The 24,735-nt window shown below is 55.6% G+C and carries 22 protein-coding genes and 1 tRNA gene; 12 read left to right on the top strand and 11 right to left on the bottom strand.

Annotation, left to right across the window (positions count from 1 at the left end):
* Positions 1–8: 8 nt before the first annotated feature.
* Complete coding sequence (locus IV91_RS0100815; protein WP_031595255.1) at positions 9–875, bottom strand: NAD(+) kinase; 867 nt, start codon at positions 873–875, stop codon at positions 9–11.
* Between the two features lie 72 nt (positions 876–947).
* Between IV91_RS0100815 and hrcA the strand changes: the two genes are divergently transcribed.
* The 5 genes from hrcA to dnaJ all read left to right on the top strand — a co-directional run bounded on the left by hrcA (position 948) and on the right by dnaJ (position 6,930).
* On the top strand, positions 948–1,961 hold the full coding sequence (hrcA, locus tag IV91_RS0100810; protein WP_031595252.1) for a heat-inducible transcriptional repressor HrcA: 1,014 nt from the start codon (positions 948–950) through the stop codon (positions 1,959–1,961).
* Between the two features lie 9 nt (positions 1,962–1,970).
* Positions 1,971–3,074, top strand: coding sequence for a ferrochelatase (hemH, locus tag IV91_RS0100805; RefSeq protein ID WP_031595250.1), 1,104 nt, complete (start codon positions 1,971–1,973; stop codon positions 3,072–3,074).
* A gap of 69 nt (positions 3,075–3,143) precedes the next feature.
* Positions 3,144–3,710 carry a nucleotide exchange factor GrpE gene (gene grpE, locus IV91_RS15550; RefSeq protein WP_051861783.1) on the top strand — a complete coding sequence of 189 codons (567 nt, stop codon included), beginning with the start codon at positions 3,144–3,146 and terminating at the stop codon, positions 3,708–3,710.
* Positions 3,711–3,788: 78 nt separating this feature from the next.
* A complete protein-coding gene (gene dnaK, locus IV91_RS0100795) occupies positions 3,789–5,714 on the top strand; it encodes a molecular chaperone DnaK (protein WP_031595246.1) in 1,926 nt (641 codons plus the stop codon).
* A gap of 79 nt (positions 5,715–5,793) precedes the next feature.
* Entirely contained in the window at positions 5,794–6,930 is a 1,137-nt protein-coding gene (dnaJ, locus tag IV91_RS0100790) for a molecular chaperone DnaJ (RefSeq protein WP_031595243.1), read from the top strand.
* A 43-nt stretch (positions 6,931–6,973) separates the two neighbouring features.
* On the opposite strand, the gene cysS is transcribed toward dnaJ, so the two are convergent.
* The gene (cysS, locus tag IV91_RS0100785; protein WP_031595241.1) at positions 6,974–8,356 is read right to left on the bottom strand and encodes a cysteine--tRNA ligase; all 1,383 of its coding nucleotides are present in this window, start codon (positions 8,354–8,356) and stop codon (positions 6,974–6,976) included.
* 111 nt (positions 8,357–8,467) lie between these two features.
* Between cysS and IV91_RS16570 the strand changes: the two genes are divergently transcribed.
* The 3 genes from IV91_RS16570 to IV91_RS0100770 are packed head-to-tail and all read left to right on the top strand — an operon-like array spanning position 8,468 to position 10,311.
* Positions 8,468–9,073 (top strand): tetratricopeptide repeat protein, encoded by a 606-nt coding sequence (locus IV91_RS16570; RefSeq protein WP_051861782.1) that lies wholly within the window; start codon positions 8,468–8,470, stop codon positions 9,071–9,073.
* Positions 9,074–9,084: 11 nt separating this feature from the next.
* Complete coding sequence (locus IV91_RS0100775; protein ID WP_031595237.1) at positions 9,085–9,576, top strand: peptidylprolyl isomerase; 492 nt, start codon at positions 9,085–9,087, stop codon at positions 9,574–9,576.
* Positions 9,577–9,582: 6 nt separating this feature from the next.
* Complete coding sequence (locus tag IV91_RS0100770) at positions 9,583–10,311, top strand: UDP-2,3-diacylglucosamine diphosphatase (protein WP_031595234.1); 729 nt, start codon at positions 9,583–9,585, stop codon at positions 10,309–10,311.
* Positions 10,312–10,320: 9 nt separating this feature from the next.
* Here the strand turns inward: IV91_RS0100770 and kdpE are convergent, their stop codons facing one another.
* From kdpE to kdpF, 6 genes are read right to left on the bottom strand one after another with little or no spacing between them, the layout of a single operon-like run.
* Positions 10,321–11,010 (bottom strand): two-component system response regulator KdpE, encoded by a 690-nt coding sequence (gene kdpE / locus IV91_RS0100765; RefSeq protein ID WP_031595232.1) that lies wholly within the window; start codon positions 11,008–11,010, stop codon positions 10,321–10,323.
* A complete protein-coding gene (kdpD, locus tag IV91_RS0100760) occupies positions 11,007–13,697 on the bottom strand; it encodes a two-component system sensor histidine kinase KdpD (protein ID WP_031595229.1) in 2,691 nt (896 codons plus the stop codon). The genes kdpE and kdpD overlap by 4 nt, the downstream gene beginning before the upstream one ends.
* Before the next feature lie 20 nt (positions 13,698–13,717).
* A complete protein-coding gene (gene kdpC, locus IV91_RS0100755; protein WP_031595228.1) occupies positions 13,718–14,299 on the bottom strand; it encodes a potassium-transporting ATPase subunit KdpC in 582 nt (193 codons plus the stop codon).
* 13 nt (positions 14,300–14,312) lie between these two features.
* Entirely contained in the window at positions 14,313–16,385 is a 2,073-nt protein-coding gene (gene kdpB / locus IV91_RS0100750; RefSeq protein ID WP_031595226.1) for a potassium-transporting ATPase subunit KdpB, read from the bottom strand.
* 10 nt (positions 16,386–16,395) lie between these two features.
* Positions 16,396–18,204 (bottom strand): potassium-transporting ATPase subunit KdpA, encoded by a 1,809-nt coding sequence (gene kdpA / locus IV91_RS0100745; RefSeq protein WP_031595224.1) that lies wholly within the window; start codon positions 18,202–18,204, stop codon positions 16,396–16,398.
* Positions 18,204–18,293, bottom strand: a complete 90-nt coding sequence (gene kdpF / locus IV91_RS17760) for a K(+)-transporting ATPase subunit F (RefSeq protein WP_150112330.1) — start codon at positions 18,291–18,293, stop codon at positions 18,204–18,206. Before kdpF ends, kdpA begins: the two co-directional genes overlap by 1 nt.
* A gap of 486 nt (positions 18,294–18,779) precedes the next feature.
* Here kdpF and IV91_RS0100735 point away from each other — a divergent pair, with 486 nt between their 5' ends.
* The 4 genes from IV91_RS0100735 (at position 18,780) to IV91_RS0100720 (ending at position 22,323) form a co-directional block, all read left to right on the top strand.
* Positions 18,780–19,328, top strand: a complete 549-nt coding sequence (locus IV91_RS0100735; RefSeq protein ID WP_031595223.1) for a YaeQ family protein — start codon at positions 18,780–18,782, stop codon at positions 19,326–19,328.
* Position 19,329: 1 nt separating this feature from the next.
* Entirely contained in the window at positions 19,330–19,782 is a 453-nt protein-coding gene (locus IV91_RS0100730; RefSeq protein ID WP_031595222.1) for a YaiI/YqxD family protein, read from the top strand.
* Between the two features lie 114 nt (positions 19,783–19,896).
* Entirely contained in the window at positions 19,897–22,146 is a 2,250-nt protein-coding gene (locus IV91_RS0100725) for an arginine/lysine/ornithine decarboxylase (protein WP_031595221.1), read from the top strand.
* 102 nt (positions 22,147–22,248) lie between these two features.
* A tRNA-Val gene (locus tag IV91_RS0100720) sits at positions 22,249–22,323 on the top strand.
* Between the two features lie 211 nt (positions 22,324–22,534).
* Here the strand turns inward: IV91_RS0100720 and IV91_RS0100715 are convergent.
* The 3 genes from IV91_RS0100715 to IV91_RS15545 all read right to left on the bottom strand — a co-directional run.
* Positions 22,535–23,149: a DUF4276 family protein gene (locus IV91_RS0100715; RefSeq protein WP_031595218.1), complete on the bottom strand. Its 615-nt coding sequence runs from the start codon at positions 23,147–23,149 to the stop codon at positions 22,535–22,537.
* On the bottom strand, positions 23,146–24,378 hold the full coding sequence (locus IV91_RS0100710) for an AAA family ATPase (protein WP_031595217.1): 1,233 nt from the start codon (positions 24,376–24,378) through the stop codon (positions 23,146–23,148). Before IV91_RS0100710 ends, IV91_RS0100715 begins: the two co-directional genes overlap by 4 nt.
* Positions 24,379–24,438: 60 nt before the next feature.
* On the bottom strand, positions 24,439–24,735 hold a 297-nt coding region (locus IV91_RS15545), incomplete at its 5' end, for a type ISP restriction/modification enzyme (RefSeq protein WP_035416923.1).

The following is a 24,735-nucleotide window of genomic DNA, read 5'->3' as shown; positions in this document are numbered from 1 at the left end:
GCCTTCTCCTAAAAACGCGTGCCCCAGCGCAATTTCTCGCGCAACATGGCGAAATAGTCATACCCCGGGGGATGGATCAGATGCACGGAGTGCCGGGCACAGGTGACGTTCAACCGGTCCCCGGGTTCGATGAGGATCTGATCTTGCACATCGAAACTGGCAAAGGCCCCCGTCCCCTTGTGCAGGATCATCTCGACCTGTGCACTCTGCTGCAACACCACCGGACGATTGCTCAGGGTATGGGGACAGATGGGGGTCAATACCAGAGCCTGCAAGCCAGGATGGACAATGGGTCCGCCACTGGACAGGGCATAGGCCGTGGACCCCGTGGGGGTAGCCAGAATCAAGCCATCAGCGCGCAGGTTGTAGACGAAGTTTCCATCCACGAAAACCTCCACCTCGATCATGCTGCCCCGCGCGCCCTTGGCCACCACCACATCATTGAGGGCCATGGCCTCGCTCACCCCTCCGTCAGCTCGGGTCAGACGAGCCGCCAGCAACGTGCGATCCTCCAGAGCATAATGACCGTCCAGCACTTGGCCCAGACGATCTTCCAGATCCCGGGCTGGAATATCCGTCAAAAACCCCAACCGTCCAAGATTGATACCGATCAGAGGAACAGCATGGAGCGCCAGTGCACGGGTAGCATTGAGCAGAGTTCCATCCCCGCCCAATACCACACACAAATCCACCTGTTCGGCCAACTCGTTCAATGGGACTCCCACCTGCCCACAGGCCAGGGCAGACCAGGGATCCAGGATCGTGGAACAGTTCCGTGCAGCGAGGAGCGACAAAAGACGGGTCAGGGGCGCATGCAACCCCTGGGGATCGGCCTTGCCCACGATACCGATACGAGAGAATCCTGATTGGGTCATGGAACTTCCTGAATGAGTGGTCAGTCTGGTGCGAAAAGGGAATTAGAACATATTTCAGTTAAAATGGCGGGTATGTTAAACGATCGCGCGCGGGCTCTGCTCAAAGCTCTGGTGGAAAAGTACATCGACGAGGGTCAACCCGTCGGTTCCCGGGCCTTGTCGCGCCTTGCGGGCATGGACCTTTCCGCCGCCACCATTCGCAACGTCATGGCCGATCTGGAAGAGTTGGGTTTTATCGCCAGCCCTCATACCTCGGCCGGGCGCATTCCGACTCCGCGCGGTTACCGTTTCTTCGTGGACAGCCTGCTGACCATCAAGCCCCTGGAAATCACGACCCTGTCCCAACTGCAACTGCGCCCGGCCGACCCGCAGCAACTGGTGGCTGCTGCGTCCCAGATGCTCGCCGAACTCACCACCTTTGCCGGCATCGTGCGCACTCCAAAACGGCGTCTCACGGGCTTCCAGCGTGTAGAATTCCTGCGTCTCTCGGAAAACCGCCTGCTTCTCGTTCTGGTTACCCTGGAAGGAGATGTCCAGAACCGCATCTTGATCACAGACCAGAACTACTCCACCGAGCAACTGGCCAAAGCCGCCCAGTACCTTAATGAACAGGGCAGTGGCCAGGATTTCGATCGAGTGGTGGACGCGCTGCATCGCGAACTCAACGGACTGCGTGCCGATATTCGCACACTCACCAGCCGGGCCTTGGCTTTTGGGGAAGAAATCCTCAAGCCCGGTCCCGATGATTATGTCCTGCGTGGCGAAACCCGTCTCATCGGCCGCAACGACATGGCCAGCAACCTGAGCAGTCTGCGCCGTCTCTTCGACCTCTTCGAGCAGAAAACCAGTCTGTTGCAACTGCTCGATGCAAGCCAGAACAGCGAAGGCGTCAGAATTTTCATTGGCGGAGAATCGGGGCACTCCCCCCTCGACGAATTCAGTCTGGTCACGGCCCCCTACGAAGTGGATGGACAGGTGGTGGGGACCCTGGGGGTGGTGGGACCTACCCGCATGGCCTACGAGCGCATCATTCCCATTGTCGACATCACTGCACGCCTGCTCTCCAGCGCACTGTCACAGCACTGAAGGATTCACATGCCCTCTTATCTGCCCGAACCTCCCTTCACGCACGGACGATCCATAGCCCGGGTCGGTCTCCTACTGGTCAATCTGGGTACGCCCGACGCACCGGATACACCGGCTCTGCGCCGTTATCTCGCTGAATTTCTGGGCGACCCGCGGGTGGTGGAAATTCCCCGTTTCTTCTGGTGGCTGATTCTGCACGGCGTCATTCTGCGCACCCGTCCTGCCCAGTCCGCCAAAAAATATGCCGCCATCTGGCAGTCGGAAGGCTCGCCGTTGCGCTTCCATACGGCAGCCCAGGCAGCGGGCTTGAGTGCCCGTCTCGAGGCCGCTTTTCCTGACAACCCGCCGCTGGTGCGCTACGTCATGCGCTATGGACAGCCTTCCCTGGGCCAGGGCGTGACCGAACTCAAAAACGCCGGGTGTGACCGGATTCTGTTGCTCCCCCTTTACCCTCAATACGCCGCCAGCACCACGGCTTCCAGCCAGGATGCCCTGTTTTCCGCCCTTGCACGCTGGCGGCATGCGCCTGCCGTGCGCACGGTGCATCATTACCACGACGATCCGGGGTACATCAGTGCCCTTAAGGGGCGAGTCGAAGGATTCTGGGCTACACAAGGTCGCCCGGATGTACTGGTGATGAGTTTTCACGGAGTGCCGCAGTTCACTCTCCACAAGGGCGATCCCTATTATTGCGAATGCCTCAAGACTGGACGCTTGTTGGCGCAGGCCCTAGGCCTCGAACCCCATCAGTATCGAATTTCCTTCCAGTCTCTCTTCGGGCGGACAGAATGGGTCAAGCCTTACACCGCCCCGTTGGTGGAGCAACTGGCCCGGACGGGCGTACGTCATGTTCAGGTTCTGTGCCCCGGTTTTCCTGCCGACTGCCTAGAAACCCTGGAGGAGATCGGCATGGAGGTGAAAGCCACTTTCCTGAACCACGGCGGCGAGGTCTATCACTACATTCCTGCGCTCAACGACGATCCCACCTGGCTGGACAGCCTGACGCGCATTGCTCTGGACAACCTGGGGGGCTGGTTGCCTGCTCCGCTGCCCACTGCAGAGGAACAGGCAGCACAAAAAAATCGGGCACTGGAACAGGGCGCGCCACAGTGACCCCTTGAAATCGGCCTCCTTGGCCCCATGTACCGCCAGTGATCCACAACTCAGCCCTGGGAGTCCGGCATGTCCACCTCTGAACCTATTGATTCTTCCTTTTCCAACCCTGAAAATCCATCCCCTGTCAGTGCAGACAGTGCACCCGCCCTCTCCCCACCCGAAGACTGGCAAGCCGCCCTGACCCAGGCGGAAGAAGCCCTGCGTACCAAGGACGACGAGTGCTTGCGTCTGCGCGCCGACATGGAGAACCTGCGCAAGCGCACCGCCACCGAATTGTCCCAGGCACGTAAGTTTGCCCTGGAAAGTTTTGCCGGAGAATTGCTGGCCGTCATGGACAGCCTGGAAGCAGCCCAACAGGTCAAGGAAGCGTCTCTCGACAGTTACCGCAATGGAGTGGAACTCACCGCCCGCCAACTGACCAGTGTCTTTGACAAGTTTCACATTCAGGCCATTCACCCCGAAGGACAGCGTTTCGACCCCAACCGCCATCAGGCCATTGCTTCCCTGGAGCACGACGAAATCCCGGCCCAAAACGTCATCAGCGTCATGCAAAAAGGCTTCATCCTGCATGAACGGGTTCTACGTCCGGCTTTGGTTACAGTTTCGAAGGGAAAAGCGGGATCCCCCTCTTGAATCCGTAAAAATCATCCCGATTTAAGGTACAACCATAAAGTATTCCCCACCAATTTTTGAGAAGAGGCTAATAACATCATGGGAAAAATCATCGGAATCGATCTGGGTACCACCAATTCCTGCGTGGCCGTCATGGAAGGCGGAAAACCCAAGGTCATTGAAAACGCAGAAGGCGCACGCACGACCCCCTCTATCATCGCCTACATGGAAGAAGGCGAGGTTCTGGTGGGCGCGCCTGCCAAACGGCAGGCCATCACCAACCCCAAAAACACCCTCTTCGCCGTCAAGCGCCTGATCGGTCGGCGCTTCGAAGAAGATATGGTACAAAAGGATATCCACATGGTGCCTTACTCCATCGTCAAGGCCAGCAATGGGGATGCCTGGGTGGAGGTGCGGGGCAGAAAGATGGCACCGCCGGAAATCTCTGCCGCTGTCCTGCAAAAAATGAAGAAAACTGCGGAAGACTACCTGGGTGAAGAAGTAACCGAAGCCGTCATCACGGTTCCGGCCTACTTCAACGACAGTCAGCGCCAAGCCACCAAGGATGCGGGACGTATCGCAGGACTGGACGTCAAGCGCATTATCAACGAACCCACCGCTGCCGCCTTGGCTTTCGGGATGGACAAAAAGGAAGGGGACCGCAAGATTGCCGTTTATGATCTGGGCGGAGGAACCTTCGATATTTCAATCATCGAAATCGCCGAAATCGATGGCGAACACCAATTCGAAGTGCTTTCCACCAATGGAGACACCTTCCTCGGCGGGGAAGACTTTGACCTGCGCGTCATCGATTACCTGGCCGACGAGTTCAAGCGTGAAAACGGCCTGGACCTGCGTAAGGATGTGCTGGCCCTGCAACGCCTCAAGGAAGCCGCAGAAAAAGCCAAAATCGAACTGTCCTCGGCACAACAGACCGAAGTCAACCTGCCCTACATCACAGCCGATGCCAGCGGACCCAAACATCTGGTGGTCAAAATCACCCGCTCCAAACTGGAAAGTCTGGTGCAGGAACTCATCGACCGCACCATGAAGCCCTGCGAAACGGCTATCAAGGATGCAGGCGTGAAGATCAGTGACATCGCTGACGTGATTCTGGTGGGCGGGCAAAGTCGTATGCCCAAGGTACAGGAACGTGTCAAGGAACTCTTTGGCCGGGATCCGCGCAAGGATGTCAACCCGGATGAAGCGGTAGCCATCGGAGCAGCCATCCAGGGTGGTGTCTTGAAAGGCGACGTCAAAGATGTATTGTTGCTTGATGTCACGCCTCTGTCCCTCGGCATCGAAACCCTGGGCGGAGTTATGACCCGTTTGATCCAGAAGAACACCACCATCCCCACCAAGGCGTCCCAGGTCTTCTCCACCGCCGACGACAACCAGTCGGCGGTGACCATCCACGTCCTGCAAGGGGAACGAAACATGGCCAGCGGGAATAAAAGCCTGGGGCAGTTCAACCTGAGCGATATTCCTCCTTCACCCCGAGGCATGCCACAGATCGAAGTGACCTTCGACATCGATGCCAACGGGATCCTGCACGTGAATGCCAAGGACAAGGCCACCGGCAAGGAAAACAAGATCACCATCAAGGCCAACTCCGGTCTGTCGGAAGAGGAAATCCAGCGCATGGTGCAGGATGCCGAGGAAAACGCGGAAGAAGACAAGAAAAATCTGGAAGCAGTGAATGCGAAGAATGGTCTGGAAAGTTTGGTCCATAATGTCACCAAATCCGTCAAGGATCACGGCGACAAACTTTCAGCCGAAGAAAAATCCAGCATCGAAAGTGCACTCAAGGATGCAGAAGATGCACTCCAGTCACAGGATACAGCACGCATCACCGCCACCACTGAAAAACTCTCCGAAGCCAGCCATAAATTGGCTGAAAAGATGTACGCAGCCGATGCAAATACGGGTGGTGCTGGTGTCCATGCCCAAGAACCCGGCGCTGCTGGCAACAAGGAAGACCATGTTGTAGATGCCGAGTTCGAAGAAGTGAAGGACAAGAAGTAAAGAACCTTCCCCTGGGGAAGTCAGGTTGTTGGGGAGGGGGTGAAAACCTCACTCCCCAATGATTTATTTGAGAGGAATCATGAGCAAACGCGATTTTTATGAAGTCCTGGGAGTCAACCGGGATGCATCCGAGGATGACATCAAAAAGGCCTATCGCAAGTTGGCCATGAAGCATCATCCGGATCGAAATCCGGACAATGCCAAGTCAGAGGCTCAGTTCAAGGAAGTCAAGGAAGCCTACGAAATCCTGTCCGATGTGGACAAACGTGCCGCTTATGACCGTTATGGACATGCGGGCGTAGATCCTCAAATGGGTGCAGGTGCTGGCCCCGGGGGCGGTCCGGGGATGGGCGGGTTTTCCGATGCCTTTGGCGATATTTTTGGCGATATTTTTGGTGGGGGTGGTGGACGAGGCAACCGGACCGGAGGCATGTACCGGGGATCCGATCTACGCTACAACTTGGAAATCGGCCTGGAAGAGGCGGCTCGGGGTACCGAGACCCAGATTCGCATTCCTGCCCTGGAAAACTGTGGTACCTGCAAGGGCAGCGGTGCCAAACCGGGAACCAGTCCGAGCACCTGTTCCACCTGTGGGGGACAGGGTCAGGTGCGCATGCAGCAAGGATTTTTTTCCATCCAGCAAACTTGCCCGGTCTGTCACGGAAGTGGCAAGACCATCACCTCGCCCTGTCCCGACTGTCATGGAGCCGGGCGAATCCGCAAACACAAGACCTTATCCGTCAAGATTCCTGCTGGCATCGATCATGGTGACCGCGTTCGCCTGGCTGGAGAAGGCGAACCGGGACAGGCCGGGGGTCCGGCGGGTGATCTGTTTGTAGTCGTCCAGATCCGTCCCCACCCTGTATTCCAGCGCGAAGGAACGGACCTGCATTGCGAAATGCCTATCAGTTTTGCGGTGGCTGCCCTGGGGGGAGAAATCGAAATCCCCACCCTGGAAGGTCAGGCCAAACTGAAAATCCCTGCTGAAACCCAGACTGGTCAGGTTTTTCGCCTGCGTGCCAAGGGGATCAAAGCACTGCGCGGAGGCAGCCAGGGCGACCTAATGTGCCATGTGGTAGTGGAAACTCCAGTCAAGTTGACCGAGGTTCAAAAAGAGTTATTGCGCCAACTGGAACAAGGAACCCGTGGAAATGACACCCACAGTCCCCGCACCAAGAGTTTCATGGACAAGGTGCGCGACTTCTTCCAAACCTAAGTGCAACGCTGTTCAGCCCCCGTCACGGCAGGGGCTGAACAATTCAGGAGCGCCGCCATTGGGTAGTCCCTTCCTTGTCTTCAAGGACGATTCCCTCCGCCAAGAGGGCCTGACGAATCTGGTCGGCGGTTGAAAAATCCTTTCGCGCCCGCGCCGCTTGCCGTTGCGCCATCAATATTTCGATACGTTCCTGGTCCTCATCCCCTGCCTGCACAGTCAAACCGGCCCCCCTCTGAAACCATTCCACCGGAGCACTGCCCAGCAGTCCCAGTACCTCAGCCAGAGCGCGCAAGCGTTGGGCCGCCCCCACTTCGCCCCGGTGGGCATCATGGGCCAAACCAAAGAGGACTGCCACGGCTTCCGGAGTGTTCAAGTCATCGTCCAGCGCACGCTTGAAGGCCCCTTCGGCCACCCCATTCCAGTCCGGGACACTGCCCATAACCGTGGGGTAATCACGTAACACCGTGTAGAGGGTATTCAATCCCTGCCGGGCATCCTCCAGATGACCATCGGTGTAATTGAGAGGACTGCGGTAATGACCTCGCAAGAGAAAGAAACGCACCACTTCCGGATGAAATTTTTCGAAAATATCGGCCAGAGTGAAGAAATTGCCCAGAGATTTGGACATTTTTTCATCATTTACCCGTAGAAAACCATTGTGCATCCACACATTGACGAAGGCGTGCCCATGGGCCCCCTCACTCTGGGCTATTTCGTTTTCGTGATGTGGAAATTGCAGGTCGTGACCACCCCCGTGTATGTCAAAATGGGCACCTAGAAAGCATTCGCTCATCACCGAGCATTCGATATGCCAGCCCGGTCGCCCTTCCCCCCAAGGCGAAGGCCATCGAGGCTCGCCGGGCTTGGCGCTCTTCCACAATACGAAATCGAGGGGATCGCGCTTGAACTCATCCCGTGCCACACGCTCACCTGCCCGCAGATCCTCAAGGGACTTGCCGGATAACTTGCCGTAGTCGGGAAAGTCCCGCACCGAGTAGTAGACATCCCCATTCTGCCCCGAGTAAGCCAATCCTTTCTGAATCAGTACTTCAATCAACCGGATCATGCCCGGAACATGTTCAGTGGCACGGGGTTCATGGGTTGGTGGCAACACCCGCAGACGGGCCAGATCTTCCTGCATGGCCAGAATCATGCGCTCGGTCAGAGCCTGGATGGGTTCCCCATTCTGTGCTGCCCGCTCGATGATCTTGTCATCTATATCGGTAATATTGCGCACATAGGTAACTGCATAACCGGTTGTCCGCAACCAGCGGTAGAGCACATCAAAATTGACGAGCATGCGTCCATGGCCCAGGTGACAACGGTCATACACCGTCATGCCACAGACATACAGGCGCACCTGACCAGGCTCGATGGGGACAAAAGGTTCAGTCCGACGGGTAAGGGTATTGAACAGATTCAGCATGAATATAACCGCCAACTCAAAAAAATCGATAGATCCTGACAAAAGGTCTAGTCAGCAACGCGTTGAATTGATAGAATTTGGGGTTACACAATTCGCCTCCCATTTCAACCCATGATGCTCCGGTTTCTAATCCTTTCCCTTTCCCTCGCCTTGTGGTGCGAGCAAGGGGTGTGCGCAACCGGCACCGAAAGCACCGGATCGGGCACGGCCCCGGTGCTGCAAACCTCGCAGGAAAGCAACGATGCGCATCCTAGCACATCCTCTGCCCCGCCGTCAGAAGCCCCCTTGCCGATCCATGTCCCTCTGGCAATGCAATCCCTGTTACACGACCATCATCCCCAGCAAGCTCTGGCCTTGGCCAACCGTTCTCTGGAAGAACAACCCGATGAAGGCGATGTTCTGTTTCTCAAGGCCATCGCACTGACCCAGTTGAATCGCAAGGGTGAAGCCATCCTCATCCTCAAGAATCTGACCGAGCGTTTTCCGGAAATGGGTGCGCCCTATAATAACTTGGGTGCCCTCTACGCCGCTCAGGGACAACTCGATGATGCGCGCGCCATCCTGGAAAAAGGGGTGGCATCCCAACCCAACTACGCCATCGCCTTTGAAAATCTGGGCGATGTCTACCTCGCGCTGGCGCGTCGTTCCTACGCCCAGGCCTTGAAACTGAATCCCACGAATCGCACCTTGAAACTCAAGGCCGACAAACTTAACTGATGGAGTTCTCTATGGTCCGCCTCAAAACCAATTTTGGTGATATCGTTCTCACCCTCGATGTTGAAAAAGCTCCTAAAACCACGGATAACTTCCTGTCTTATGTGCACGATGGTTTTTATGACAATACTATCTTTCATCGGGTCATCGATGGCTTCATGATTCAGGGAGGAGGGTTTGCGCCGGGCATGAAGCAGAAGGAAACCCACGCCCCTATCGAAAACGAGGCGGCCAACGGTCTTTCCAACCTCTGTTATACCGTTGCCATGGCCCGCACCTCGGACCCACATTCGGCCACCGCCCAGTTCTTCATCAACGTCAAGGATAACCATTTCCTCGACCACACTGCCCCCAACCGCAATGGCTTCGGCTACTGCGTCTTTGCTCAGGTCACGGAGGGTCAGGACATCGTGGATCGCATCAAGGGGGTGCCCACTGGCAACCGTCTGGGACATAGCGACGTACCTCTGGAAGATGTCCTCATCGAACGTGCGGAGGTCATGTAACTCACCGTGTCCCATTCCCTTTTCATCGCAGACCTGCATCTCTCGCCGTCTTCACCCAAACTCTTCCAGAAGTTTCAGAACTTTCTGGAAGGGCCGGCACGCGAAGCCACGGCCTTGTATATCCTGGGCGACCTCTTTGAAACCTGGGTGGGCGATGACGATATCCCTTCGCCCTTCAACCAGAAAGTGGTGAGTGCCCTCGCGACCTTGACCCAGCAGGGGACTCAACTGTTCTACCTGCACGGAAACCGTGACTTCCTGCTCGGTAACAAGTTTGCCAAAGCCTGTGGCGCAACCCATCTGGCAGACCCCACCATCCTCATTCTGGAGGATGGGGTTCGCACCCTGCTCACCCACGGCGACCAGTTGTGCACGGAAGATGAAGCCTATCAGGCGTGGCGCAAACAGGTCCGTTCGGTGACTTGGCAGCGCAAAGTCATGACCCTGCCCATCGAAGAACGGTACAAGATTGCTCAGGAAGCCACCACCATGAGTACCCAGGCCAAAAAGAAAAAAACCTTGGCCATCATGGACGTAACCCTCCAGGCCGTAATCGAGTTATTGCGCAAAAATGATTACCCGCGTCTGATTCATGGTCATACCCACCGTCCTGCCCGCCACACTTACCGACTGGACGACAATACCTGCGAACGTTGGGTTCTCACTGACTGGAACAGTCGCAAGGGAGGGTACTTGAAGTGTGATGAAAACGGCTGTCAGGCCCTCCCTTTCTGAGTAGGAGTGTCAGGGTTTGAAGCGGTAACCCAGCCCACTTTCTGTCAGCAGGAAGTCAGGGCGGGCCGGGTCCCTTTCCAGTTTCTTGCGCAAGTTTCCCATGTATACCCGCAGGTAGTGAGCACTTTCCACATGGGTAGGACCCCAGACTTCGCGCAATAACTCGCGGTGGGTCAACACTTTTCCGGGATAAGCGAGCAGATAGGCTAACAAGCGGTATTCGATGGAAGTCAGGTGAATGCTCTCCCCTTCCTCGGTCATGACCAGGCGCTTGACCCTGTCCACCCGAATTTTCCCAAACCCGATCTCGGATTGTCCCGCTTCTCCAGATAAGCTGTGGCGCCGAAGTTGCGCGCGTACCCTTGCCAGTAATTCGCCGACGCCGAAGGGTTTGGTCAGATAATCGTCGGCGCCCGCATCCAGCGCGGCGATCTTGTCCTCTTCATTCGATCGTGCGGAGAGGATGATAACCGGTACCTGCGACCAACTGCGCAAATCCTGCAGCACTTCCACCCCCTCCCGGTCGGGCAGTCCCAGATCCAGAATCACCAGATCAGGTTTACGGGTCGCGGCTTCGATCAGGCCACGCTCGCCGGTCACCGCCTCGATAACCTGGCAACCTTCAGATTCCAGGGCTGCTCGCACGAAACGACGGATCTGCTTTTCGTCTTCCACCAAAATCACCACGGTCTCACTCATCCCTCGGCCTCCGGCGGTACGGAAAGGTCAGGAGGTGTGCCTAGGGGAAGGGAGAAGGTAAAACGGGAGCCCTGGGGAACTCCATGTTCTGCCCAAATCCGACCCTGGTGCGCGGTAATGATCGCCCGACAGATGGCGAGCCCAAGCCCCACACCCGACACCGCCGATTCGGCGCGACCTCGAGTAAACTTGTCGAACAAGGTATCCTCCGTTCCGACGGGAAAACCCTGCCCGTCGTCACAGACCGAAATATCCAGGGTCTGATCCGTACACTGGGCCCGGATGACAATATGGGCCTGAGGCTCCGTATATTTCCCGGCGTTCTCCAACAGATTGCATAATACACGTTCGATGAGGACGGCATCAAATTCGACGAAGGGCAAGTCTTCCGGCAATTCCACGCGTACCTCCCGTCCAGCCAATGCCCCCGTCGAGGCTTTGAGCGCACTGCCGATTACCTCTTCCACCAACTGCCATTCCCTTTTCAGTTTCACTTCGCCGGATTGCAGACGTGCCATATCCAGTAGATTGTTCACCAAGGCGCCCATACGCACGGCTTCATCATGAATCGCCTGGACAGTCTCCTGCTGAGGCACGGACAAAGATTCCAGGCCCAAGGTATCGGACAACCCCACCAGCGCCGTCAAAGGCGTCCGTAAATCATGAGACAGCACCGACAGTACCGAGTTGCGCAAGCGTTCCGACTCCATCTTCACCAAAGCTTCCTGAGCCACATCTACATAATGGATCCTTTCGATGGCAATGGCAGCCAGAGAGGCAAAGGTATCCAGCAAGCGACGTTGTTCCGGCACTTGTAACCAGTGACTCTGGCGGGGTTCGATGGCCAGCACCCCGCGCGTGCGCATGGGTGCCTTGAGAGGAAGGTAAAACACCGGGGAAGCTGCCAGAGTATCGGTTCCCAAACCAGCGGGTTCCCCATGATCGAAAGACCATTGTGCGATGCCGGTATCCACTGTCGTCAAGACCCCTTCGGCCTTCACCGGGTCTTGCAGATGATTCTCGTTATCCATCAAGAGTAACCCGGTTTTTGCCCCCAGAACATTGTCCGCAAAGCGCACGCAAACCTCTGCAATTTGTCCGGGCATCAGGGTGGCAGACAGATCCCGGGCCGCCTCGTACAGCGCCCGGGCTCGTCGTTCCCGATTCATGGCCACCCGGGCCTGATAACGCAGGTTGGCCATCAACTGGGCAATCACCAGGGCGACGCTCAGCATGACCATAAACGTAAGCAGGTATTGCACGTCACTCACTGCAAAGGAAAAGCGGGGGGGGACAAAAAAGAAATCAAAGAATGCCACGCTAAGAAAGGCCGCCAGCACCGCCGGTCCTCTTCCCAGGCGCAGCGCCACACCCATGACCACCAGCAGGAAGATCATGACGATGTTGGTCAGTTCGAGCCAGTGACGCAGGGGCGTCGCCAGGAACGTGACGAGCACGCACAGGGCCACACTTTTCGCATAGGAAGGCCAGCGCGAATACTCCTGGGTAAAGAACAGTGTCTGAGCCTTCCCGTCAGGCTCCCCCGGATTGCGCTGGTTACGGGCGACCTGAATGACATCCAGATCCGTAGCCAACCGTCCGATCCGTTCGGCAAAGGATCGACGCCATAGGTGACGTTCAAGGTCCCGCCCCACCACCACCTTGGTCAGGTTATGTTCCCGGGCATAGGCCACCGTCACCGCCGCCGCATCTTCTGCGGGCAGGGTGGCGGTTTCTGCCCCCAGATCCTTGGCCAACTTCAAGGTCTGGAGAATCTGTTCCCGGACTCTTTTAGGCAAACGCTGAAGCCGGGGTGTTTCCACATAAATTGCGTGCCACGTCACTTCCATTTGAGCGGCCAGGCGGGCCGCATTGCGAATCACCCGTTCGCTACCCGGCCCCGGTCCCACGCATACCAACAAGGATTCGCGCGTCTGCCAGATGGACTGCACCGCCTTGGTACGCCGATAGGCCCGCATCTCCCCATCTACACGGTCAGCAGTGCGCCGTAGAGACAGTTCGCGCAGGGCGATGAGATTCCCCTTGCGAAAGAAATTACGAATGGCACGCTCCGCCTGATGCGGCAGATAAATCTTTCCTTCCTTGAGGCGCTGGAGCAATTCTTCGGGGGGCAAATCCACCAACATGACTTCGTCGGCTTCATCGAAAACATGATCAGGCACCGTTTCCCACACCCGGACCCCGGTGATTCCCCCCACCACATCATTCAAACTTTCCAGATGCTGTACGTTCACCGTGGTAAAAACATGGATGCCCGCCCCCAGCAACTCGTCCACATCCTGCCAACGTTTGGAATGGAGACATCCCTGGGCATTGGTATGCGCCAGTTCATCCATCAGAATCAGGGTGGGATTGCGGGCCAGGGCACCTTCCAGATCGAATTCCTTGAGCAAGTGGTGACGGTATTCGACTTCCTTGAGGGGTAATGTTTCCAGATCCTTGAGCAGGGCCATGGTATCCGCCCGGCCATGGGTCTCCACAATGCCCACCACCACATCCACGCCCTGGGCTCGCTGTTGTTGGGCTGCCGATAACATGGCATAGGTCTTGCCCACCCCGGCGCAGGCACCGAAGAAAACTTTCAACTTGCCCCGTCTGGCCCGGTTCTCCTCGGCCTGAAGATTCCCCAGCAGGATGTCAGGATCGGGACGTTGTATTTCAGTCATGGCAGGTTTCCCAGGAGCGGTCACGGCGCATGGGTCAGTTCATCCAAGGCCAGATTGAGTTTCAACACATTGACCCGTGCTTCCCCCAGCACACCGAACTGACGCGCTTCGGTAAACCGGGACACCAAGGCCTGAACCTGATCGGTTTTCAAGCCCCGCGCCCGGGCCACCCGCGCGATCTGGAAGTCTGCAGCGGCCGGACTGATCTGGGGATCAAGTCCACTGGCAGAAGCCGTCACCAGATCCACCGGGACCGGCCGGGTATTTCCGGGATCGGCTACCCTGAGGGCTTGGACCCGCGCCTTGACGGCATCCATCAGAGCCGGGTTGGTCGGTCCCAGATTGGAACCGCTGGAGGCTAACCCATTATAGGGCATGGGACCGGTAGCCGAGGGTCTGCCCCAGAAATACCCAGGATCAGAGAAGGATTGACCGATCCACTCGGAACCCACCGGTCTGCCTTTCTTGAAAATCAAACTTCCGTTGGCCTGGCTTGGAAATATTGCCTGGGCCAACCCTGTCACCAACCAGGGATAGAGAAGACCGGTGATCACACTCAAAACCAGAAAACTGACCACGGCAGGACGCATTTCTTTCCACATGATGTGCATCTCCTTATGCCCAACCCAGGGCAGCCAATACCATATCAATCATCTTGATGCCGATAAATGGCACGATGATCCCCCCTGCTCCGTAGATCAGCAGGTTATTTCTCAACAACTGCGCCGCACCCACCGCACGGTATTTAACCCCTCTCAATGCCAGGGGAATGAGCGCCACGATCACCAGAGCATTGAAGATCACAGCAGACAGAATGGCACTGGCTGGCGTGGTCAGTCCCATCACGTTGAGGGCACCCAAGGCCGGATAGGTAGTCACGAAGGCCGCCGGAATGATGGCAAAATATTTGGCCACATCATTGGCGATGGAAAAGGTTGTCAGTGCCCCCCGTGTCATGAGCATCTGTTTGCCGGTTTCCACGATCTCGATCAGTTTGGTGGGGTTGGAATCCAGATCCACCATGTTACCGGCTTCCTTGGCCGCCTGCGTGCCCGTATTCATGGCCACGGCCACATCAGACTGAGCCAGGGCTGGAGCATCGTTAGTACCATCGCCGGTCATGGCCACCAACCGGCCCTCGGCCTGGTACTGGCGAATCAGGGCCAACTTGGCTTCCGGTGTCGCTTCCGCCAGAAAATCATCCACCCCTGCCTCTGCCGCAATGGCCGCTGCCGTCAGGCGGTTATCCCCGGTGATCATCACCGTTTTAATGCCCATGCGGCGCAACTCGGCAAACCGCTCCTTGATACCACCCTTGACGATATCCTTGAGTTCCACCACGCCCATCACCCGCGCCCCATCCACCACTACCAGCGGGGTACTGCCCCGCCGTGCCACTTCATCCACCTGTCGGGAGACGGCCTCGGGATAGGGGGAACCGAGCGCATCCAGATATTTTTTCACGGCATCTGCCGCACCCTTGCGCACCTGGCGGGAACCCAAGTTCACCCCGCTCATGCGGGTTTGCGCCGAAAAGGGAACGAAGCTGGCCCCCAAAGCGTGGATATCCCGCTCGCGCAGCCCAAATCGCTGTTTTGCCAAGACCACAATGGAGCGACCTTCTGGGGTTTCGTCCGCCAAAGAAGCCAGTTGGGCGACATCGGCCAGTTCGCTTTCTTTCACTCCTTGAGCCGGAATGAAAGTCGACGCCTGACGGTTACCCAGAGTGATCGTCCCGGTCTTGTCCAGAAGCAGGACGTCCACATCCCCTGCCGCCTCCACCGCCCGACCCGAAGTTGCAATGACATTCTTCTGCATCATGCGCCCCATGCCTGCCACCCCAATGGCCGACAATAACCCGCCAATGGTGGTGGGAATCAGGCACACCAACAAGGCCACCAACACGGTAATGGTGACGGGCTGCCCCACTTTGGCTACTTCGACGCTGTACATCGAAAAGGGCAATAAGGTAACCGTGGCCAACAAAAATATGAGGGTCATGGCCACCAACAGGATGGTGAGCGCAATTTCATTGGGGGTCTTCTGACGCTTGGCCCCCTCCACCATGGCAATCATGCGATCGAGGAAGCTTTCACCGGGATTGGAGGTCACCTGCACGATCAGCCAGTCCGACAATACCGTCGTTCCACCGGTGACCGCGTTGAAATCGCCCCCGGATTCCCGGATCACAGGCGCCGATTCCCCCGTAATGGCGCTTTCGTTCACCGATGCCACGCCTTCGATGACCTCACCATCGGCGGGCACCATATCCCCGGCTTCCACCAGGACCACATCCCCTCGACGCAGGTCACTGCTTGCCACCGAGAACCATGGGGAACCCTGGCTGGATTCCGTCATTTTTTTGGCCAGGATATCGCGCCGCGCATGACGCAGAGATGCCGCCTGTGCCTTGCTCCGCCCTTCGGCGACGGCTTCGGCAAAATTGGCGAAGAGCACGGTGAACCATAACCACAGGGTCACCGCCAGAATGAACCCGGCGGGTGCCTCGCCCTTCCCGCCCAACGCCTGAAGATACAGGACCGTGGTCAGTACGCTACCCACCCAGACCACGAACATCACCGGGTTCTTCATTTGTTGCACCGGTGACAGTTTGCGGAACGAATCCACACAGGCCACACGCAGCAAGTTTCGATCAAAAAAGGAAAAGGATTTCGTTTGGTCGTTCATCTTGATTCTCCTAGTGAGCCCCAACCATGGTCAAATGTTCCACGACGGGCCCCAGACCCAAGGCCGGAACGAAGGTCAATGCCCCCACCAGAAGCACCGTGCCCACCAACAACAGAACGAAGAGCGGGGTGTGGGTAGGAAGGGTACCGGCCCCCACGGGAATTCGTTTCTTGCCGGCCAGCGAGCCAGCCAGGGCCAGCACGGGCAGGATCAGCCAGAAACGCCCGAAGAACATGACCACCCCTAGAGCAAAATTGTAGAAAGGCGTGTTGGCAGACAGTCCAGCGAAGGCACTGCCGTTATTCCCTGCGGCTGAAGAGAAAGCGTAGAGAATTTCAGAGAATCCGTGCGCACCGGGGTTGGCCACCCCGCTCTTCCCGGCCTCCATCATCACTGCCACCGCCGTTCCAACCAGAATCAGCAGCGGCGGAATCAGAATGGTGAGGGATGCCATCTTGATGTCGAAGGCCTCGATCTTCTTGCCCAGATATTCGGGCGTCCGTCCGATCATCAAGCCCGCAATGAACACCGCAATCACGGCATAAATGAGCATGCCATAGAGACCGGAACCCACCCCCCCAAAAATCACTTCACCCAACTGGATGTTGGCCAGCGGCACCAACCCCCCCAGCGGGGTAAAGGAATCGTGCATGGAATTCACGGAACCACAGGAAGTGGAGGTGGTCACCGTGGCAAAGAGGGCCGAATTGACGATGCCGAAGCGCGTTTCCTTCCCCTCCATGTTCCCGCCGGACTGCGAGGCAGAAGCCTGCTGGTTGACCCCTAGGGAGGCAAAGGCTGGGTTGCCAGAGGTTTCCGCGTATTCCGCCACAGCCAGCATGAGGGTGAATACCAGGGTCATGGTGGCCAGGAGGGTCCAGCCCTGCCGGATATCCCCCACCATGGCCCCAAAGGTGTAACACAGCGCCGCAGGAATCAAAAGAATCGTCAACATTTCCAGAAAGTTAGTCAGGGGCGTAGGATTTTCATAGGGATGCGCCGAGTTGGCGTTGAAGAATCCCCCGCCATTGGTGCCCAATTCCTTGATGGCCTCCTGGGAAGCCACCGGACCCAGCGGAAGCGTTTGCTCCTGAGTGGTGGTTTTCACCGTTACCGGATTACCGGCAGCATCCTTGAGGGGATTTCCGGCCGCATCCAGCGAGGGGTTGTCGTAGGTAGTGGTCTCCACGGTCCGAACCACTGGATAGGGTGAAAAGTTTTGCACCACCCCCTGGCTCACCAGGATCAAGGCGAGCGCCAGAGACAAGGGCAACAGGATATAGAGGACGCTACGCGTCATGTCCACCCAGAAGTTGCCAATGGTCTCCACGGAATGTCGGGCAAATCCCCGGATCAGGGCAATCACCACGGCCATCCCGGTGGCTGCAGAAAAAAAGTTCTGCACAGCCAAAGCAAACATCTGCGTGAGATAACTCAGCGTGGATTCCCCTGCGTACCCTTGCCAGTTGGTATTGGATACAAAGCTGATGGCGGTGTTGAAGGAAGAATCCGGGCTCACGGCACCCAGACTTTGCGGATTCAAGGGCAGAAATCCTTGCAACCGCTGCAGGGCATACACGGTCAGTACCCCCAGCACACTAAACCATAGAACCCCCAGGGCATAACTCGTCCAGCGCATTTCCTGACTTGGATTCACCCCGCACATACGGTAGAAGAGATGCTCCAGTGGTGAAAGCCAGCGCATAAATGCTGGCAGATTCCCCTCGTAAACCCGGGCCATATACCCTCCCAAGGGTTTCACCAGCAAAAACAGCACGCCCAGTAGCAGGACGATTTGAAACAGTCCGTTAATAGTCATCAGAATAACTCCGGTTTAAGCAGGGCAATGACTAGGTAGATAAGCAAACCCACCACCACAGCCCCCGCGACGAAATAGATCCAAGTCATGCCGACCTCCGTAATTTTTCGCAGCCGTAGACCAACAATACCGACAGGCCAAAGACCGCCACAACGATCGCAAGATAGAACAGATCCATAGAGATTCTCCCAGTGAGTTCCAGTCGTACCCATTCTAGGAACCGGCAGATCAAAAAGGGGTAAAGGCTGACAGCGACGCTATAAAGATTTTATAAAGATGCGGGGGAGGGGCGCCGCAGAGTTCATGAACGGAGAGCCGGTCTGGAATTTTTGGACGGATGGCCGAAAATTATGGCCGATTTATGCTAAAATGGGAGGTTGAGTGTTCGGAACCTCTCCGTACTTGTTCAAGGTGGGACATCTTATACCACAAACCTCCTCGACTGATTGTCGAAGAGCCGTAGGGTGCAAGAGAATGCCTCAGGTTCGCCCTTGGGATAAACTTTCCTCTCGCCCCTCCTTACCTGTGGGCTACCCAACATCTCTTCTATTACTTTCAGCGGAATTCATCGATTCATGGCGCTCAAGTCCACCGTCTTCAAGGTCAATTTACAAATATCCAACATGGACCGGCCTTATTACGCCTCCCATACCTTGACGATCGCCCGTCACCCCTCCGAAACCGACGAACGCATGATGGTGCGCCTGCTGGCGTTTGCTCTCCATGCCCATGAACACTTGACCTTCGCCCGGGGGGGGGCCGCTGATCAGGAGGAACCTGACCTCTGGAAAAAAGACCTGACGGGAGCCATTGACGAATGGATCGACGTGGGCCTGCCCGATGAAAAACGCGTGCTCAAGGCATGCGGGCGTGCTCGACGGGTAATCATTTATGCCTATGGCGGCAGCGCCGTTCCGCTTTGGTGGGCGGGAATGAGTAGCCGTCTCCGGCGGTTGTCCAATCTGTCCGTCCTCAGTCTTCCTTTGTCCGACAGTCAGGCACTGGCTCACCTGGTTGAACGCACCATGGATCTCAATTGCCTGATTCAGGACGATGGAATCTTGCTGTCGAATTCGTCCGGAAGCGTTCCTGTTACAGTGACCCCTTTGAAGGGTTTTTCTTGAGATGAATATTTGGGTCGATGCAGATGCCTGCCCTGTGGTCATCAAAGATATTCTTTTCCGTGCCGCAGAACGTGCGAAAATCCTGACAACCTTCGTAGCCAATACCTTGTTGAGTACCCCGGCTTCGTCTTATATTTTGGCGCGCCAGGTGCCTCGCGGCTTTGACATGGCCGATAACGAAATCGTCCGGTCCCTGCACCCCGGTGATTTGGTCATCACAGCCGATATTCCCCTGGCTTCTGAAGTGCTGTCAAAAGGGGGGCATGCGCTCAATCCACGCGGCGAGGTTTACACCCTCGATACAATCGAAGCCCTACTGACGCTGCGCAATTTCATGGACCAATTACGCGGCAGTGGCGTACCTACCGGCGGCCCCCCACCCCTGTCTCACTCTGACCGAAAAGTGTTTGCCAACCAATTGGATAAGTTTCTGGCGCGTCAACCCAAGTCTTAAGTTCATGGGGTCAAAAACCCCATGAACATTCCTGTCAAACCCTTTGCGACAGCGTGAAGCAAAAGGGCTATAATCCGCTACCCTTTCCTTGCCACCCACCGTACTGGAGGCTCCATGAAGTTTCGTTTTCCCGTGGTCATCATCGATGAAGATTTTCGTTCGGAAAACACCAGCGGTCTTGGGGTGCGAGCGTTAGCAGACGCCATTCAAAAAGAAGGGTTTGAAGTATTGGGTGTGACCAGTTTTGGTGACATGGCCTCTTTTGCCCAGCAACAAAGCCGTGCTTCCACTTTCGTACTGTCCATCGATGACGAAGAATTTGGCGGAGGTTCTCCCAGCGAAATGGAGTCGGCACTGCGCCACCTGCGTGCCTTCGTCCAGGAAATTCGCTGGCGTAACGCCCATATCCCCATATTTCTCTATGGTGAAACGCGTACCTCCCGCCATATTCCTAACGATGTATTGAAGGAACTGCACGGTTTCATTCACCTCTTCGAGGACACTCCAGAGTTTGTGGCTCGCCACATCGCTCGGGAAGCACGGGTCTATCTGGATTCTCTCGCCCCACCCTTTTTCCGTGCCCTTACCCACTATGCCTCGGATGGTTCCTATTCCTGGCACTGTCCCGGACATTCAGGCGGGGTGGCTTTCCTGAAAAGCCCGGTAGGACAAATGTTCCACCAATTCTTTGGGGAAAACATGCTCCGCGCCGATGTCTGCAACGCAGTGGACGAACTGGGGCAACTGCTTGATCATACGGGCCCAGTGGCGGCTTCCGAGCGTAATGCCGCACGTATTTTCAATGCCGACCATCTGTTTTTTGTGACCAATGGCACGTCCACCTCCAACAAGATCGTGTGGCATTCCACCGTTGCGGCAGGCGATGTGGTTGTCGTAGATCGCAACTGTCATAAATCCATTCTTCACGCCATCATCATGACTGGGGCCATCCCCGTGTTTCTCATGCCCACGCGCAATCACTACGGCATCATCGGCCCCATTCCACTGGAGGAATTCAAACCCGAAAACATCCAACGCAAGATTGCGGCCAATCCCTTTGCCCAAAACAGTCCGGTTCAACCGCGTGTATTAACGCTGACCCAAAGTACCTACGATGGTATCCTCTACAACGTCGAAACTATCAAGAAGTTGCTGGATGGGGTCATCGACACCTTGCACTTCGACGAAGCCTGGCTACCGCATGCCTCCTTCAGCGATTTTTACAAGGATATGCATGCCATTGGCCGAGATCGCCCCATCTGTCATGAATCCATGGTCATGTCTACCCAGTCGACTCACAAGTTGCTGGCCGGTCTCAGCCAAGCCTCGCAAATCCTGGTACAGGACAGCGAAATGCGCAAACTGGACCGCGACTGCTTCAACGAAGCCTACCTCATGCACACGTCCACCAGCCCGCAATACGCCATCATTGCCTCCTGCGATGTCGCAGCCGCTATGATGGAATCTCCTGGAGGAACGGCATTACTGGAGGAATCCATCAGTGAAGCCCTCGACTTTCGTCGGGCCATGCGCAAGGTGGATGAGGAATGGGGCACCGATTGGTGGTTCAAGGTATGGGGTCCCGACTACCTGGCGGAAGAAGGTGGTGGGGAGCGTAGCGACTGGATGCTCAAACCCGGCGAACGTTGGCATGGCTTCGGCAATCTGGCTCCCGGCTTCAACATGCTGGACCCCATCAAGGCTACGGTTATCACACCCGGACTCGATGTGGATGGCGATTTTCACGACATCGGAATTCCCGCCGCCGTGGTCACAAAATATCTGGCCGAGCATGGAGTTGTCGTTGAAAAAACCGGGCTCTACTCTTTCTTCATCATGTTCACCATCGGTATCACCAAGGGACGCTGGAACACGCTGGTTACGGAATTGCAACAGTTCAAAGATGACTATGACAAGAACCAGCCTCTTTGGCGCATCTTGCCTGAGTTTGTCGCCAAGTACCCCCGTTACGAAAATTGGGGCCTGCGCCAACTATCTGACCAAATTCATGAAGTCTATCGGGCCAATGATGTGGCGCGCCTCACCACAGAAATGTACCTGTCCGACATGGTCCCGGCCATGAAGCCCGCCGATGCCTTTGCACGCATGGCTCACCGTGAGACCGAGCGCGTGGGAATCGATGACCTGGAAGGACGAATCACTTCGGTGCTTCTCACTCCTTACCCCCCCGGCATTCCGCTCCTGATTCCCGGAGAGTGCTTCAATGCCACCATTGTGCGTTACCTGCAATTTGCCCGTTCCTTCAATCAACGTTTTCCCGGCTTTGAAACAGACATTCATGGCCTTTCCAAAACCGGCAGCAATGGAGAATCCAAGTTTTATGTGGATTGCGTCAGACTCTAAAACCCGGTAGAATGACCGTCCTTTATCGAGATACCGTGAAGGTTCAATCATCTGGTTTGGGTCAACCCATTCAAGGTTTCATGAGCCGTAACGATTCAGAAAGGGCGGTTAGCTCAGGGGTAGAGCACTGCCTTCACACGGCAGGGGCCACTGGTTCGATCCCAGTACCGCCCACCATAAAATCACATACAAATCAATAAGTTAAAATAACATAATTCTTGACGTTTTTCCCATAAGTTGTGTTTTTTGAAGTTTCAAGCCTCTCACTGTCCCCGTTTTGTCCCCGTTTTTCTCATTTCGTCTCACCCAAACTCATTCTGATTGTCCCAAAATTGTCCCCATCCATCAGAACAATAGAAACCACTCCCTTGATTGCTCCCAAGTGACTTTAGATCACTTCCAACAATGCTTCTCTGAATACCTGAAAACTTCGTGATCGATTAAGGTGCGGATCGATTCGTTCACCAAGAATCCGAGCCACTTCGATTTTTCTTAAACCATTTTTAAAGTAACCGGATTTTTTCAATACCCGCTCGAACGCCTCCCAAGTCCCTCCAGGAATGGAATCTGGATCGCGAAATCCTTCCTTTCTGATGATAGTTGCATTTGTCCTTGGATATGCCTCACGCACTGCCTCCCAATCACCGAAATACCACGCCTCCAATTCTTCAATGGCAATACGGTTCACAACTTTCCAGTGCCCATTATTTTGGTTTGATCGGGTACTCAGCCCTGCTTCTTCAGCCACTTTTTCCATTTTTTGCTTCAAAACAGAACAATCATCGTCGTCACGATCCACAATGACCGCGATGAGTGATGTTTCCGGAAGCCATCCTGCGTACCCCCTTAAGCGGCTCGGCAATTTACAGAGTAGATCATCTTTACATTGATATGAATAGATACTAAAACTCACATGAACCGGTAGCATTCTTGGGAGCAATGACTGCAAAAATGCTTCCATGGAAGGTTCTTCCACCAAGATTTCCAGATGGTCAACAGTCATGCTTTTCCCCGTTTGCGAAGTGATGGACCTCCTTGATTGACCATGGGATCACCTATGCCAAAGCGTCCTTCAAGCCACAGATGTCCTAACGATGCCCCCTCTGAGATGAATTCGGATATCCCCTGAATATCAGAGGCGCGAACAATCTGGGTATAACCATGATCATCCCGATATAGGATGCGCACTTCATTAGGACGGAGTGCATTAACAAAAAAGGGAGAGTGAGTTGTGATCAGCAGTTGTCCTCGCTCTGAAGCCGCACGACATTCTTCTGCCAACTCGGGTAGCAGGCGGGGATGAAGAAAATTCTCCGGTTCTTCGATTCCGATGAACGAGGATGGCGATGGGTTGTAAAGCATCACAAGGTAGGCCAGCATTTTGAGGGTGCCATCGGAAGCGAAGCGTGCCAGAACCGGATGTTCGAACGGCGTATCCTTGATCTGCAAAAGTAAGCGCCCATCCGGCATCGCTTCTGCAAGTACCCGTTCGATACGCGGCACTCGCGAGCGCAATACCTTAAAGATATGCTCTAGCCTGTCTGGATATTGCTCGGCAAGAAATTGAATGACATTGGCAACATTATGGCCAGTCCTGGATAACTTTTCCTGTGGACCTGCCTCCGGCTGACTTCTTGTTTCATCGACAGAAAGGTAGGAAACATACCATCCCGTGATGAAATCCCTTAGCGCCGCCACTCTGGGATGATCAGCAAACTGTCCCAACGCATTCACTGCTACTAAATCTGGTGACTTTAGAGGAATTTCAATTCGTGTATCCTGTTCGTCCGGCAGTTCTCCGCTAATGGCGCGACCTAAACCTTCCTTGTAATCTAGAAAGCGGAATGGCTTGCCACGCTTTCCACGACGCCACTGCAACCACTCTTCGACCACAATCGGGACGCCTTTCCGTTCATCTACCGCCAGATGATAAGTGATCACTGGAAAACCTGGCTCCCTATACTTGATTTCAATCACCACGGGACCCTCACAACCCCGAGTCTTCAATTCCTTGGAGCGACCCCGACGATCCCAGGCTCTGCGCAAGCCAAGTTCGAAACACTCCGACAAAAATGCAAATACATCAAAAACCGTGGATTTGCCGCTGCCATTTGGACCGAGCAAAACCGTCATCGGAGTTATCTCTTTCAACTCGACCTGCTTGAGGGCTCTATAATTTTCAACGCGCAAATATGTGATTCTTGCAGGCTGCACTTCTTTTTCATGTTTCATGGGGCAATCCCTTACATAAAAGTCATGCTGTTCAACATTACACTTTAAAAATCCATTTCCTCACGCATCAATTCCAAAAATTGCTGGCAGTCCATTGACAATCTTCACGGTCTCCAGACTGACAGTGATGACCCTCTGGACCAACTCAAGGGGGTAACGCGGGTTCTTCATGGTTTCCACCGCCCAGTCATTGGCATCCGACACGATCCCGCTGTCCTTGTCGGTTTTGATGCACTGGCGCTCCACCACCCAGTCCAGCGCAGGCTTCCCGTTCACGATGTACTCGTAGGCTTCCAGGGGAATCTCTGAAATCGTAATCCGGTCATTGTAGTGGATCGTGGTCAGGTCTTTTTCCTT

The sequence above is a fragment of the Ferrovum myxofaciens genome (assembly GCF_000735045.1).
Lineage (GTDB): Bacteria > Pseudomonadota > Gammaproteobacteria > Burkholderiales > Ferrovaceae > Ferrovum > Ferrovum myxofaciens.
The sequence above is the reverse complement of the archived record's forward strand: the minus strand, read 5'-3'. Positions and strand labels throughout refer to the sequence as shown.